This window comes from Pseudomonas sp. NPDC077408, from assembly GCF_050269105.1.
Classification (GTDB): Bacteria; Pseudomonadota; Gammaproteobacteria; order Pseudomonadales; family Pseudomonadaceae; genus Stutzerimonas.
The window spans coordinates 616,266-630,292 of record NZ_JBNNHS010000003.1; the positions used below are offsets into that span (position 1 = coordinate 616,266).

The window sequence follows — 14,027 nt, forward strand, 5'->3', positions numbered from 1 at the left end:
CAACCCAGCCAGTCATATGGCACGCCAGATCGCTCATGTCTGGTGGGGCATGTTTGCCTTCGCCACGCTGGTGCTGGTCGCGGTCAGCGCCATCTGGATCTATGCCCTGGCACGCAAGCCGCGGGAGACCAGCAAAGAACAGGCAGTGAGGATCAACCGACGCTGGGTCATTGGCGGCGGTATCGTGCTGCCGAGCCTGAGCATCGTTGTTCTGCTGATCTTCGGTATCCCCACGGGGCGCAGCATGATGCCGTTGCCGGTCGAGGGTCAGCAGCCGTTGAAGATTGAGGTCACTGGTCACCAATGGTGGTGGGAGGTGCACTACCCGGACAGCGGCGTCACCACCGCGAACCAGCTGATCATCCCGGCGGGACGGCTGATAGACGTAAACGTCACCAGTGCCGACGTCATCCATTCGTTCTGGATTCCGCGACTCGGCGGCAAAATGGACATGATCCCAGGACGCACCAACGTCATTCGCCTGCAGGCAGGTCATACCGGCGTCTTCCACGGTCAGTGTTCGGAATTCTGCGGTTTGCAACACGCGCACATGAAGCTGCATGTCGAAGCGCTGGACGATGCAGGTTTCAACAACTGGATCGCAGCGCGGCAGAACCTCAGCTTTACCCAGCGCGCACCGGGCGAAGCCGGCCAGGTATTCGATGAGCGCTGCGGTCAGTGCCACCGTGTCGCGGGGATCAGCAACGGCAGTCGCGCGCCGGACCTCTCAGACCTTGCCACACGGCCAAGCCTCGGCGCGGGCGTGATCGACAACGACCATGACGGATTGCGTCAGTGGCTCCGTGAACACAAGACGCTCAAATTCGGCAACGGTATGCCCGCGCATGACGACGTTCCGCCGCAAACCCTCGATCAGATTGCCGACTGGCTGGAGACGCTCGCTCCATGACTCAACTCGACCAAAGCAGCAAACCCAGCACGGATCCGGATCAACTGCACGACCAGTTCAACGAAGTCTGGGGTAATCCACGCGGCTGGCGCGCGCTGACCATTGTCAACCACACCACGATTGGCCTGCGTTTTCTGGTCACCGGCGCCGTGTTCTTTTTGATTGGCGGGCTGATGGCCATGCTCATCCGCACACAACTGGCCCTGCCCGGTTATGTGCTGATGGAGCCGGAGGTTTACAACCAGGTCTTCACCATGCACGGCTCGGTGATGATGTTCCTCTTCGCCGTGCCAATGATGGAGGGCCTGGCGGTCTACCTGATCCCGAAGATGATCGGCGCACGAGACCTGATCTTTCCGCGCCTTTCGTCACTCGGCTACTTCTGCTACCTGTTCGGCGGCATCATCCTGTTGTCCAGCGTGTTTCTCGGCGTCGCGCCGAAAGCAGGCTGGTTCATGTATACGCCGCTGTCGAGTTCGGCACACATGCCGGGCGTCAACTCGGACTTCTGGCTGCTCGGCATCACCTTTGTGGAGATCTCAGCGGTCAGTGCTGGCGTCGAACTGGTGGTCTCGATCCTGCGCACGCGCACCAATGGCATGGCGCTGCACAAGATGCCGCTGTACGCCTGGTACATCCTGGTCATGGCGTTGATGATCGTGTTCGGCTTCCCGCCCCTGATCCTGGGCAGCATTCTGCTGGAGCTGGAACGTGCAGCCGGCCTGCCCTTTTTCGATGCGTCCAAAGGCGGCGACCCGGTGCTCTGGCAACACCTCTTCTGGCTGTTCGGCCATCCGGAGGTGTACATCATCTTCTTGCCCGGGGCCGGCATCGTCTCGACCCTGCTACCGGTGTTTTGTCAGCGACCACTGGTGGGGTATCGCTGGGTGGTGCTCGGCGTGCTGACCACCGGATTCCTGAGTTTTGGTTTGTGGGTGCATCACATGTTCACCGTCGGCATTCCGGCATTGGCGCTGGGGTTCTTCTCCGCGGCGAGCATGCTCGTAGCAATACCCACTGGTGTGCAGATCTTTGCCTGGATCGCGACGTTATGGCTGGGAAAACCGGTGTACCACGTGCCCATGCTCTGGCTGGTCGGCTTCCTGATCGTATTCGTCTGTGGTGGCCTGACCGGGGTGATGGTGGCGCTAGTGCCCTTCGACTGGCAGGTGCATGACACCCACTTCATCGTCGCGCACATGCATTACGTGCTGGTGGGCGGGATGTTCTTTCCGTTGATGGCCGGGCTCTACTATTGGCTGCCGCACTTCTCCGGCCGTATGCCCTCTGTGCGCCTGGGCCGTTGGGGCTTCTGGCTGGTGTTCATCGGCTTCAACACCACGTTCCTGATCATGCACTGGACTGGCCTGATCGGCATGCCGCGACGGGTCTACACCTACGACACCGGTCTGGGGTGGGACCTGCCCAACCTGATTTCCTCGATCGGCAGCTTCATCATGGCCATCGGCATCGGCACCATTTTGCTGGATATCGTGCTGCACTTCCGCTTCGGTCAACCGGCAAAAACCAACCCCTGGAATGCCGACACCCTGGAGTGGGCCACGTGCCTGCCGCCGAGCCCGTACAACTTCGTCAGCTTGCCAGACATCACCGACCGTCATCCGCTATGGAAAGATCCCGACCTGCCCCACAGCATCGCCCGGGCCGAGCATTCCTTGAAGGCTATCGACCATGGTCGTCGTGAAACCTGGGGCTCGGATCCGCTGAGCGGCAAAGTCCGCGAAATCATTCATTTACCCGGCAACAGTTGGTGGCCATTCGTGGCTTCGGTGTTTCTGGCGGTGCTCTGCCTGAGCCTGCTGAACAAGTTCTACTGGGTCGCGCTGATCGCTACGGTCGCCACGTTGATAGTGCTGTTCCGCTGGTCCTGGGAGAACGGTGCCCACCCCGCCGCCGCGCCCGATGCGCAAACGCAACCTGGCGAGCCACCGCTGCATTCGCGGACCTTTGACGGACCCGGCCTCTGGGGAATGGGCGTCACCCTACTGGCCAATGGCACCCTTTACTTGTCGTTGCTGTTCGGCTGGTTCTACCTGTGGACAGTCTCACCCGAATGGATGGTACCGGAGCATTCCGACCTGAACGGCTGGCTGATGCTCGCAAGTGCCGTGCTGCTGACGATCGGGACGATGTGGATGCGACTCGTGCCCGGCCGGTTGCGCCGGGGAAGCGGCGGACAGTTGATGCTCAACCTCGGCGCCATCACGGCGATAGGCGCCGTGCAGTGGGCAATGTTGCTGTGGCTACTGCTGACGGCGAACCTGAAGGTGACTGAGACGGCGCACGACGCGGTGGTCTTCGTGATTCTGGCCTACGGCCTGATTCATTGCGGGCTGGCGACGATTCTCACGCTGCTGCAGACCCTGCGGGTGATGTACGGCTACGTTGGCGACAAAGCGCCCTATGAAGTGGTGGTCGTCGAGCAGCTCTGGTACTACAACCTTGGCGTGATATGGAGCGCATACGCCGCGATTGTCCTGTTCCCGAATGCGTGGGGAGGTGCCTGATGAAGTACAACCGCACGTCCGTCTTTCATCCCATTCAGATTCCGTTTGGGCTGACCATCTGGAGCCTCTGGTTCGCCGCCATGTACGCATCGCACGCGGTGGTCTGCGGCATCGCGCCACCGGACCCCAGCCAGGGAGTATTCAACTGGCTGAACGCAAGCTTCGGCCTGTTCACGGTGCTGGTGATTGTGCTGCTGCTGTGGCTAGGGCGCCGGACCTGGAAGCTGGCACACGAACCCAACGATCTAAATGATCGGCAGGTTTTCGTGCTCAAGGTGTCGTCCGGGATTCACTTCATCGCGGCGTTGGCGACGGTCTTCGTCGGCATGCAGCTGGTGTTTCTGCCTCCCTGCGTCTGAACGAGGCGCTCGTATATTGCGAGGCGTTCAGTCGAGCTTCTTGCGGATCCAGTACAGATAAGTGCCGTCGTCAGCCTGCTGGTCGACCAGCTCGTGGCCCAGAAACACGCAAAACTTGGGAATATCGCGCTGGGTCGATGGATCGGTCGCAATGACTTTCAAGACGTCGCCCGCCGGCAGATCGCGCACCTTGTTGTGCAGCATCATGACCGGCTCAGGGCAGTTGAGGCCGCTGGCATCGAGCAGCGCATCAGCGGACAGTTCGGTAGTTCGAGACATCAAAGGCTCCAGAAAACAGGACGGTATTGTCACGCCAGAAGCAGGCGGCAGGGTTTACAACCGACGCAGATGGCAAGTCACTTCCTCGCGGTCATGGTATAGCTGCTTGCAGCCGATGCTCGCCTTCACTCCTCGTTCGGCAAGCCCGTCGGCGATGCGTTCCAAGAGCCGCTTCACCTCGGCGTAGCGCTGTTTCATTGGAAGCTTCAGGTTGACCACAGCCTCACGGCACAAGCCTTCGCCGATCCAGGTTTCGAGCAACGCGGCATTCTTTGCGGGCTTCTCGACGATGTCGCAAACCATCCAATTCACAGGGCGCTTGGGGCGGAAGGCAAAGCCATCCGCCCGGTAATGCCCGACCAGACCGGACTCGAGGAGCTCTTCGTTCATTGGCCCGTTGTCCACCGCCATTACCTCGATTTCCCGGTTGACCAGCTGCCAAGTCCAGCCGCCCGGGGAGGCGCCGAGGTCAACGGCTGTCATGCCTGGGGCCAAGCGCTCATCCCACTGATCGCGAGGAATAAAATGGTGCCACGCCTCCTCGAGTTTCAAAGTCGAACGACTCGGCGCCTGGCGGGGGAATTTCAGCCGAGGGATACCCATCGGCCACATAGCGCTGTTATCCGCCTCGGCCAGGCCAACAAAGACCTCACGACCGCTCTTGAACGTAAGCAACAGGCGCGGCCCCTGACCGCCCTCCTTCAATCTGCCGGCCTTTTCCAGCGCCTTACGCAACGGGCCCTCAAATTTTCGGCAGAAGTTGGAAAGCTCCTTGCCATCATTGGTGTCCAGTACTTCCAGCCACAGGCTGCCGCACACCGGCATTGATTTGAGGCGTTCGAGCAACACACCGATCCGGTCGGTTTCCGGCAGCGCCAGCCATTCGCCGCGCGCCCACTGCCGGGGAAATATCAGCCGAGCGAACCGCGCACCACGCATCATGCGCTCTGGTCCTGCCGCGTCGTGGCAAATGAACTCGGCACAGGCACTGTCGGCTTTGGCCTTGGCGTAGCCGGCCACATCGAGGCGAGCGGCCTGGTCGCTGATTTCGGCGCACACCTCGTTCTCGAAACCGGGGCGGCAATGCAGCAGCAATGTATTCATGATACGAACCCTATAAGCGGCGCAAAGCGCATCGGCGCCAGCACCCCCTACGACAAAAGCCGCACATGATAGCCGAGTGGGGAACCACGGGCTTGCTGGTTCGGTCCAGTGAACAGTTGCAGGAGTCGTTTGCGCCCCGGCAAGCAGCGCCTTTAGGCCGCTGCGAACACGCTGTCGCGGCCCGACTCTCGCACTTTTCGCCATTTCGATTGGCGGCCAGTTTCGTGGCGAACCCTTTCGCCAGGGGCTAGGTTCTAAAGAACGCTCCCGACTCAATCAGCCCGGCCGTGCGGGCACAAGGAGAGACCAATGCCATCCCTGGACAGCCTGAATTGCCGTCGCAGCCTCGACGTTAACGGCAAAACCTACCACTACTACAGCCTCCCCGAAGCGGCGAAGCAGCTCGGCGATATCAGCCGTTTGCCGACCTCGCTCAAGGTGCTGCTGGAAAACCTGCTGCGCTGGGAAGATGACGTGACGGTTCGCGCCGATGACTTCAACTCGCTGGCGGTGTGGCTTAAGACGCATACCTCCGAACGAGAGATCCAGTACCGCCCGGCACGTGTATTGATGCAGGACTTTACCGGCGTGCCCGCCGTGGTCGATCTGACTGCCATGCGAGATGCGGTTTCCCGTGCCGGTGCCGACCCACAGCGGATCAACCCGTTGTCGCCGGTGGATCTGGTAATCGACCACTCGGTGATGGTCGACCGCTTCGGTACCGACAAGGCGTTCGAGCAGAACGTCGATATCGAGATGCAGCGCAACGGTGAACGTTACGAGTTTCTGCGCTGGGGCCAACAGGCCTTCGACAATTTCCGCGTGGTACCGCCGGGCACCGGAATCTGTCACCAGGTGAATTTGGAATATCTAGGCCAAGTCGTCTGGACCAAGGAAGAGAACGGCGAAACCATTGCCTACCCTGACACCCTGGTCGGCACCGACTCACACACCACCATGATTAACGGCCTTGGCGTGCTGGGTTGGGGCGTAGGCGGCATCGAGGCGGAAGCGGCGATGCTCGGCCAACCAGTTTCGATGCTGATCCCGGAAGTGATCGGCATGCGCCTGACCGGTAAGCTCAACGAAGGCGTGACGGCCACCGATCTGGTGCTGACCGTGACGCAGATCCTGCGTAAGCACGGCGTAGTGGGCAAGTTCGTCGAGTTTTTCGGTCCCGGCCTGGATCACCTCCCCCTCGCCGACCGCGCGACAATCGGCAACATGGCGCCGGAATATGGTGCGACCTGCGGCTTCTTCCCGGTCGACCAGATAACCATCGACTACCTGCGGCTGACCGGGCGTGACGAAGACCGTATCGCCCTGGTCGAGGCTTATAGCAAGGCTCAGGGCATGTGGCGCGACACCAACTCGCCGGACCCGGTGTTTACCGCCACGTTGGAGCTGGATCTGGCCGAAGTCAAACCATCGCTGGCCGGCCCGAAGCGTCCGCAGGACAGGGTAACGCTAGGCGATATCGGTGCAAATTTCGATCTGCTCCTGGAAACCAGCGGCAAGACGCAACAGATCGACTCATCGTTCCCGGTTACCGGCGAAGAATACGGCCTCAAGCATGGCGCTGTGGTCATTGCAGCGATCACCTCTTGCACCAACACCTCCAACCCGAACGTGCTGATGGCCGCAGGCCTGGTGGCTAAGAAAGCGCTGGAGCGTGGCTTGCAGCGAGCGCCATGGGTGAAGTCCTCGCTCGCCCCAGGCTCCAAGGTCGTCACCGATTACCTTGAACGCGCTGGGTTGACCACCTACCTCGACCAGCTTGGCTTCAATCTGGTCGGCTACGGGTGCACCACCTGCATTGGCAACTCCGGCCCACTGCCTGACGCCATTGGCCAGGCCATCACCGACAATGATCTGGTGGTGTCCTCGGTGTTATCCGGCAACCGCAACTTCGAAGGCCGCGTGCATCCGCTGGTCAAAGCCAATTGGCTGGCTTCGCCGCCACTGGTAGTGGCTTTCGCCCTGGCCGGCACCACGCGGATCAACATGGACAAGGATCCGATCGGCTACGACAAACAGAACCAGCCGGTCTATCTCAAGGACATCTGGCCGACCAGCGCGGAGGTGGACGAAGCGGTCAGCAAGATCGACGGACAGATGTTCCGCACGCGCTACGCCGATGTGTTCAGTGGCGACGAGCACTGGCAGTCCATCGAGTTCACCGAAGGCGACACCTATACATGGAACAACAACTCCAGCTACGTGCAGAACCCGCCGTTCTTCGAAGACATCGGGCAACCCCTGACGCCGCCTGCTGACGTCGAGAATGCGCGGATCCTGGCCCTATTCGGCGATTCCATCACCACTGACCACATTTCCCCAGCAGGCAACATCAAGGCCAGCTCCCCGGCCGGTGTTTATCTTCAGGAGCTGGGCGTGCAACCAGAGGACTTCAACTCCTATGGTTCCCGCCGCGGTAACCATGAAGTGATGATGCGTGGCACCTTCGCCAACATCCGCATCAAGAACGAGATGCTCGGCGGCGAGGAAGGCGGAAACACGCTGTACCAGCCAAACGGGGATCGCATGTCGATTTATGACGCCGCCATGCGCTACCAGGCTGAAGGCGTGCCGCTGGTGGTCATTGCCGGCAAGGAGTACGGCACCGGTTCCAGCCGCGACTGGGCCGCCAAAGGCACCAACCTGCTAGGCGTGAAAGCCGTTATTGCTGAAAGCTTCGAGCGTATCCATCGGTCGAACCTGATCGGCATGGGTGTATTGGCGTTGCAGTTCGTAGGCGACCAGACTCGGCAATCGCTGGGTCTGACCGGCAACGAAAAACTATCGATCAGAGGTCTGAGCGCGGACATCAAGCCCCGCGAACTGCTGACCGTCGACATCGAGCGCGCCGACGGTGCACGTGACAGCTTCCAGGTCCTGTGCCGTATCGACACGCTCAATGAAGTGGAGTACTTCAAGGCCGGCGGCATTCTGCACTTTGTGCTTCGCCAATTGATCGAAGGTTGATCGGCGAGCCGCTACCGCGCCACACGAAACCCGCTGCAGAGCCTGTAGCGGGTTTTTTATTTCATCCGATTGTCGGGTTGACGCTTAAGTCCTTGGTAAATCAGCCGTTACGATGCTCAGCACACTGGTCACAGATTTGACGTCAAATTGACATCACGCTGAAGATGCCGATCAAACGGCCGGACCAGGACGATACATGTGGCTACGGCCACTCGACTGCCAGGCGTACCCCTCATGCGAAACAACCAGCCCGTCACCCAGCGCGAGTATGCATTTCCCGATCAGCAACGGTTGATCTCAACCACCGATCTCACCGGCACCATTACCTACTGCAACGATATCTTTGCGGAAGTCAGCGGTTTTGAACGTGGCGATCTGATCGGGGCGCCGCACAACCTGATTCGCCATCCTGACGTCCCTTCGGCGGTTTTCGCTCATATGTGGACTACGCTCAAGGAGGGCAAGCCTTGGATGGGGATCGTCAAGAATCGGCGAAATAATGGTGACCACTACTGGGTCAACGCTTATGTCACGCCGGTGCTGGATGTTCAGCGCAAGGTCATCGGGTATGAGTCGGTCCGCACCAAGCCAACGCGCGAACAAGTCGGGCGTGCCGAAGCGCTCTATGCACGACTCAACGCAGGGAAAAGTGGCGTTCCGCAGCGCGACAGGTGGCTGCCCATCGTAGTTAATTGGTTGCCGTTTATCGTCATCAGCCAGATCAGTTTCATGATCGGCGCCTGGCACGATCATGGCTGGGGTTTCGCGCTTGCTGCTTTGCTATCGATTCCACTCGGTCTGGCCGGCCGTCATTGGCAGATGCGTGGGATACGGCGGCTGTTGCGTCTGGCCGAACAGTCGAACAGCGATCCGCTGATTGCGCAGATGTACACCGACAGCCAGGGTGACGAAGCACGGCTGGAGATGGCCCTGCTCAGCGAGCATGCACGCCTCAAGACCTGTCTGACCCGCCTGCAAGACAGCGCCGTACAACTGCAACAGCAGGCCAAGCGCGCAGAACAACTTGCCCATAATTGCTCCGAAGGGCTGTCACGCCAGCATCACGAGACCGAACAGGTCGCTGCGGCGATTACCCAGATGGCGGCTACCACACAAGAAGTCGCCAGCAATGTGGCACTGGCCGCAGACGCAACCGAACAGGCCAATCAGCTCACTGCGCATGGCCAGAAAATTGGCTCGGATACCCGCAAGGCCATCGAGCTATTAGCCGCGGCAGTCACCGAAACCGGTGATGCCGTTTCCGCACTGGCACAGAACAGCAACGAGATCGGCACCGTGGTCGACGTGATCAAGAGTATCGCCGACCAGACCAACCTGCTCGCACTGAACGCGGCCATCGAAGCGGCACGGGCTGGTGAAAGCGGCCGTGGCTTTGCTGTGGTCGCGGATGAAGTCCGTCAACTGGCCCAACGTACCGCAGCGGCCACCGGACAGATCCATCAGTTGATCGAAAAACTGCAACACCAGGCACGCCAGGCAGTCGAGACGACAGAGCAAGGGCGCAGCCAGGCTAACCAAGGGGTCAAGCGGGTTATCGACGCCGACAAAGCGCTGGTCGGCATCAGCGAGGCGGTGGGTCGCATCATCGACATGACCACACAGATCGCCTCCGCTACCGAACAGCAAAGTGCAGTGGCTGACGAGATCAGCCAGAACGTTGGCAACATCGCCCGGCTCGCCGATCAGACCTCAGGTGACGCCCAGAGCTCGGCGCTGTTGTCAGAAGACCTCGCGGCCACAGCTCAGTCACAATACAGCCTGGTGGAACGCTTCAACCGGTAACTGAAGCGAGCGCCGGTGCGCCATCATCAGTGCCCGCCTACAGCATCGCTGTAGCGGGCATTCGGTGTTTACCGAAGAGTACAACCAAGGAATGCCGCAACGGCATCGGCGGCACTGTCCAGGTGTTGACCGTGCGTCATTCCGGACCGTTTAAGCGGCTTGAGATCGTGGTCCGCCTCAGCTAGCCAATCAAGGCGAATCTCCGGCGATAGGCCGTAGCCGGCCACTGTACTGCGGCTGACCAGGGCGTCGCGTTCACCCTGAATGATCAATGTGGGCGTTTTGAGCTCCGCCAGGTGCGCCACGCGCGGCTTTTCCGGCTTGCCCACGGCATAGAACGGATAGCCCAGGCATACCAGCGCATCAGCCGCGAGCTCATCGGCCAGCAAGCTCGCCATCCGACCACCCATCGACTTGCCGCCAACCGCCAATCGCCCTGCGGCCTGCTGTCGCACCGTTCTATAAACCGCACGCCATTGCTGCAGCAGCTGCGCCTGAGGATTGGGCGGCCGCTTGCGCCCGCTCTGACGTCGCTCAGCCATATAAGCGAACTCGAAGCGATAGACCGCGACGCCCCGCGCGACCAGCCGTTCAGTCATCTGCTCCATGAAAGGACTGTCCATCGGAGCGCCCGCTCCATGCGCCAGAATCAAGCTGGCACAAACCTCCCCTTCCGGTTGATCACGCCGGACGAATGGAATTTCGTCGCTCTGTGAGTATTGACCGGCGTCAATACCGGCCATTTGCCCAGTGCCCATCCTTGCCCCCGCTTTCTATTGAAAGAAATCTCTGCTCACTGCAACAAAAAAACATGCTCATTACCGTGGATGGAAGCCCATACATGAACACAGCAACCAGTACCGCCTATGACTACAAGGTGGTCCGCCAATTCGCCATCATGACGGTGGTGTGGGGAATCGTCGGGATGGGGCTCGGCGTTTTCATCGCAGCACAATTGGCCTGGCCGTTTCTCAACTTCGACCTCCCATGGACCAGTTTCGGTCGTCTACGCCCATTGCACACCAACGCGGTGATCTTCGCCTTCGGCGGCTGTGCATTGTTCGCGACCTCCTACTACTCGGTCCAGCGCACCTGTCAGACCACACTGTTCGCGCCGAAACTGGCTGCGTTCACCTTCTGGGGTTGGCAGCTGGTCATCCTGCTCGCCGCGATCTCCCTACCGCTGGGTTTCACCAGCTCCAAGGAATACGCGGAGCTGGAGTGGCCGATCGACATTCTGATCACCATCGTCTGGGTGTCCTACGCGGTCGTGTTCTTCGGCACCCTGGCCACGCGTAAGGTCAAGCACATCTACGTCGGCAATTGGTTCTTCGGCGCATTCATCCTGACTGTGGCGATTCTGCATCTCGTCAACAACCTGGAAATCCCGGTCACGGCGATGAAGTCCTACTCGGTGTATGCCGGTGCGACCGATGCGATGGTGCAGTGGTGGTACGGCCATAACGCCGTTGGCTTCTTCCTCACCGCTGGCTTCCTCGGAATCATGTATTACTTCGTGCCGAAGCAGGCCGAACGTCCGGTGTATTCCTATCGCCTGTCGATCGTTCACTTCTGGGCACTGATTACCGTCTACATCTGGGCCGGCCCACACCACCTGCACTACACCGCGCTGCCTGATTGGGCGCAGTCGCTGGGCATGGTGATGTCGCTGATTCTGTTGGCACCGAGCTGGGGCGGCATGATCAACGGCATGATGACCCTGTCTGGCGCCTGGCATAAGCTGCGCAGCGACCCGATCCTGCGGTTCCTGGTGGTGTCGCTGGCGTTCTACGGCATGTCGACCTTCGAAGGTCCGATGATGGCAATCAAGACCGTCAACGCTCTGTCGCACTACACCGACTGGACCATCGGCCACGTTCATGCCGGTGCGCTCGGCTGGGTCGCCATGGTCTCCATCGGTGCGCTGTATCACCTGATTCCAAAAGTGTTCGGCCGCGCTCAGATGCACAGCATCGGCCTGATCAACGCGCACTTCTGGCTGGCGACTATCGGCACCGTGCTCTACATCGCTTCGATGTGGGTCAACGGTATCGCGCAGGGCCTGATGTGGCGTGCGATCAACGAAGACGGCACGCTCACCTACTCCTTCGTCGAAGCGCTTGAAGCCAGCCATCCGGGCTTTGTCGTGCGCATGATCGGTGGTGCGATCTTCTTCACCGGCATGTTGCTGATGGCCTACAACACCTGGCGCACCGTGCAGGCCTCCAAGCCGGCCGAATACGAAGCCGCCGCGCAGATCGCCTGAGGAGCTGACTGATGAAGAAGCACGAAATACTCGAAAAGAATGTCGGCCTGCTGACTCTGTTCATGATTCTGGCAGTGAGCATCGGCGGTCTGACGCAGATCGTTCCGCTGTTCTTTCAGGACGTGGTCAACGAGCCGGTAGAAGGCATGAAGCCCTACACCGCGCTGCAGCTGGAAGGCCGTGACATTTACATTCGCGAAGGCTGCGTCGGCTGTCACTCGCAGATGATCCGTCCGTTCCGCGCCGAAACAGAGCGCTACGGTCATTATTCAGTTGCCGGCGAAAGCGTTTATGACCACCCGTTCCTGTGGGGCTCCAAGCGTACCGGTCCCGATCTGGCCCGCGTCGGCGGCCGCTACTCCGATGATTGGCACCGTGCGCACCTCTACAACCCGCGCAACGTTGTGCCTGAGTCGAAGATGCCGTCCTATCCGTGGCTGGTAGAGGACACCCTTAGCGGACAGGACACCGCGGCGAAGATGAAAGCGCTGCGCACCGTTGGCGTGCCTTATAGCGACGAGGACATCGCCGCTGCGGGAGACGCCGTCAAGGGCAAGACTGAGATGGACGCTCTGGTGGCCTACCTGCAGGTGCTCGGTACCGCGCTGCAGAACAAGCGCTGAGATCGACTGCCAGCTTTCGAGAACGACGCGCTGCAGGGCAGCCGTCAGGGAATCAACATCGCGGGCAGTTCGAGCGTTCGGGCTGCCCAGGAGTAACAGATGAACGCATTCTGGAGTGGATACATCGCCCTGCTGACGCTGGGCACCATTGTCGCTCTGTTCTGGCTGATCTTCGCCACCCGTAAGGGCGAATCCGAAGGCACGACCGACAAGACCATGGGACATTCCTTCGACGGTATCGAGGAATATGACAACCCGCTGCCCCGGTGGTGGTTCATGCTGTTCATCGGCACTCTGGTGTTCGGCATCTTCTATCTGGTGCTCTACCCAGGCCTGGGAAACTGGAAAGGGGTCATGCCGGGCTATGAAGACGGCTGGACGCAAGACAAGCAGTGGCAGCGCGAAGTTGATCAGGCTGACGCGAAATTCGGTCCGATCTTCGCCAAATATTCCGCCATGTCTGTGGCGCAGGTCGCTCAGGACGAGCGGGCACTGAAGATCGGTGGTCGACTCTTCGCCAACTATTGCTCGGTTTGCCACGGATCGGATGCCAAGGGCGCGGTCGGTTTCCCGAACCTGGCGGATAGCGACTGGCGCTGGGGCGGCGACGCCGAAACCATCAAGACAACTATCCTCCACGGTCGGGTTGCAGCGATGCCGGCCTGGGGCCAGGTCATTGGTGAAGAAGGCGTGAAGAACGTCGCAGCCTATGTACGCAATGGCCTGGCCGGTCTGCCTCTGCCAGAAGGCAGCGACGCAGACACCGTAGCGGGTGGCCAGGTCTACGCTCAGACCTGTTCGGTCTGCCACGGTGCAAATGGGGAAGGCATGGCCGCCCTGGGCGCACCGAAACTGACCAACCCTGCCGGCTGGATCTACGGTTCCAGTCTGCCGCAGCTGCAGCAGACCATTCGCCACGGCCGCAACGGACAGATGCCTGCGCAGGAACAATACCTGGGCAACGACAAAGTGCACCTCCTGGCCGCTTACGTTTACAGCCTCTCGCAACAGCCGGAACGCGTAGCCAAGCAGTAACGCTTTACAGGGCGATACCCGGTATCGCCCTGTTCCCGATCAACTTTCTGGTATATGCGACGCTCTGTCGCAGACCGTCCACCCCTCCGCCGTTTGCCCTTCCCTCCTGCTGCTCTAATATTCTTTCCTACTCGC

11 protein-coding genes and 1 pseudogene are annotated in these 14,027 nt (G+C 60.3%); 9 read left to right on the top strand and 3 right to left on the bottom strand.

Annotation, left to right across the window (positions count from 1 at the left end; genetic code table 11):
- The first annotated feature begins 16 nt into the window (after nt 1–16).
- From coxB to ACQKEK_RS12015, 3 genes are read left to right on the top strand one after another with little or no spacing between them, the layout of a single operon-like run.
- On the top strand, nt 17–910 hold the full coding sequence (gene coxB, locus ACQKEK_RS12005) for a cytochrome c oxidase subunit II (RefSeq protein ID WP_499142957.1): 894 nt from the start codon (nt 17–19) through the stop codon (nt 908–910).
- The gene (gene ctaD / locus ACQKEK_RS12010; RefSeq protein WP_499142785.1) at nt 907–3,438 is read left to right on the top strand and encodes a cytochrome c oxidase subunit I; all 2,532 of its coding nucleotides are present in this window, start codon (nt 907–909) and stop codon (nt 3,436–3,438) included. Before coxB ends, ctaD begins: the two co-directional genes overlap by 4 nt.
- Nucleotides 3,438–3,797 (top strand): hypothetical protein, encoded by a 360-nt coding sequence (locus ACQKEK_RS12015; protein ID WP_216706843.1) that lies wholly within the window; start codon nt 3,438–3,440, stop codon nt 3,795–3,797. The genes ctaD and ACQKEK_RS12015 overlap by 1 nt, the downstream gene beginning before the upstream one ends.
- Nucleotides 3,798–3,824: 27 nt before the next feature.
- Here the strand turns inward: ACQKEK_RS12015 and tusA are convergent, their stop codons facing one another.
- Together tusA and rlmM are read right to left on the bottom strand one after the other, a co-directional pair.
- On the bottom strand, nt 3,825–4,076 hold the full coding sequence (gene tusA, locus ACQKEK_RS12020) for a sulfurtransferase TusA (protein WP_045427723.1): 252 nt from the start codon (nt 4,074–4,076) through the stop codon (nt 3,825–3,827).
- Nucleotides 4,077–4,130: 54 nt separating this feature from the next.
- Nucleotides 4,131–5,180 (bottom strand): 23S rRNA (cytidine(2498)-2'-O)-methyltransferase RlmM, encoded by a 1,050-nt coding sequence (rlmM, locus tag ACQKEK_RS12025; protein ID WP_499142787.1) that lies wholly within the window; start codon nt 5,178–5,180, stop codon nt 4,131–4,133.
- Between the two features lie 309 nt (nt 5,181–5,489).
- Here rlmM and acnA point away from each other — a divergent pair, with 309 nt between their 5' ends.
- The 3 genes and pseudogenes from acnA (at nt 5,490) to ACQKEK_RS12040 (ending at nt 9,968) form a co-directional block, all read left to right on the top strand.
- Entirely contained in the window at nt 5,490–8,165 is a 2,676-nt protein-coding gene (gene acnA / locus ACQKEK_RS12030; RefSeq protein ID WP_499142789.1) for an aconitate hydratase AcnA, read from the top strand.
- Between the two features lie 234 nt (nt 8,166–8,399).
- A pseudogene (locus ACQKEK_RS12035) lies at nt 8,400–8,732 on the top strand (PAS domain-containing protein); the annotation flags it as partial.
- 162 nt (nt 8,733–8,894) lie between these two features.
- Nucleotides 8,895–9,968 carry a methyl-accepting chemotaxis protein gene (locus tag ACQKEK_RS12040; RefSeq protein ID WP_499142959.1) on the top strand — a complete coding sequence of 358 codons (1,074 nt, stop codon included), beginning with the start codon at nt 8,895–8,897 and terminating at the stop codon, nt 9,966–9,968.
- A 68-nt stretch (nt 9,969–10,036) separates the two neighbouring features.
- On the opposite strand, the gene ACQKEK_RS12045 is transcribed toward ACQKEK_RS12040, so the two are convergent.
- Nucleotides 10,037–10,726 carry an alpha/beta family hydrolase gene (locus ACQKEK_RS12045; RefSeq protein WP_499142790.1) on the bottom strand — a complete coding sequence of 230 codons (690 nt, stop codon included), beginning with the start codon at nt 10,724–10,726 and terminating at the stop codon, nt 10,037–10,039.
- A gap of 83 nt (nt 10,727–10,809) precedes the next feature.
- On the opposite strand from ACQKEK_RS12045, the gene ccoN reads away from it, so the two are divergent.
- The 3 genes from ccoN to ccoP all read left to right on the top strand — a co-directional run bounded on the left by ccoN (nt 10,810) and on the right by ccoP (nt 13,892).
- On the top strand, nt 10,810–12,234 hold the full coding sequence (ccoN, locus tag ACQKEK_RS12050; protein ID WP_064482184.1) for a cytochrome-c oxidase, cbb3-type subunit I: 1,425 nt from the start codon (nt 10,810–10,812) through the stop codon (nt 12,232–12,234).
- 11 nt (nt 12,235–12,245) lie between these two features.
- Entirely contained in the window at nt 12,246–12,857 is a 612-nt protein-coding gene (ccoO, locus tag ACQKEK_RS12055; RefSeq protein WP_128121135.1) for a cytochrome-c oxidase, cbb3-type subunit II, read from the top strand.
- 99 nt (nt 12,858–12,956) lie between these two features.
- Complete coding sequence (ccoP, locus tag ACQKEK_RS12060) at nt 12,957–13,892, top strand: cytochrome-c oxidase, cbb3-type subunit III (RefSeq protein ID WP_216706849.1); 936 nt, start codon at nt 12,957–12,959, stop codon at nt 13,890–13,892.
- Nucleotides 13,893–14,027: the final 135 nt, after the last annotated feature.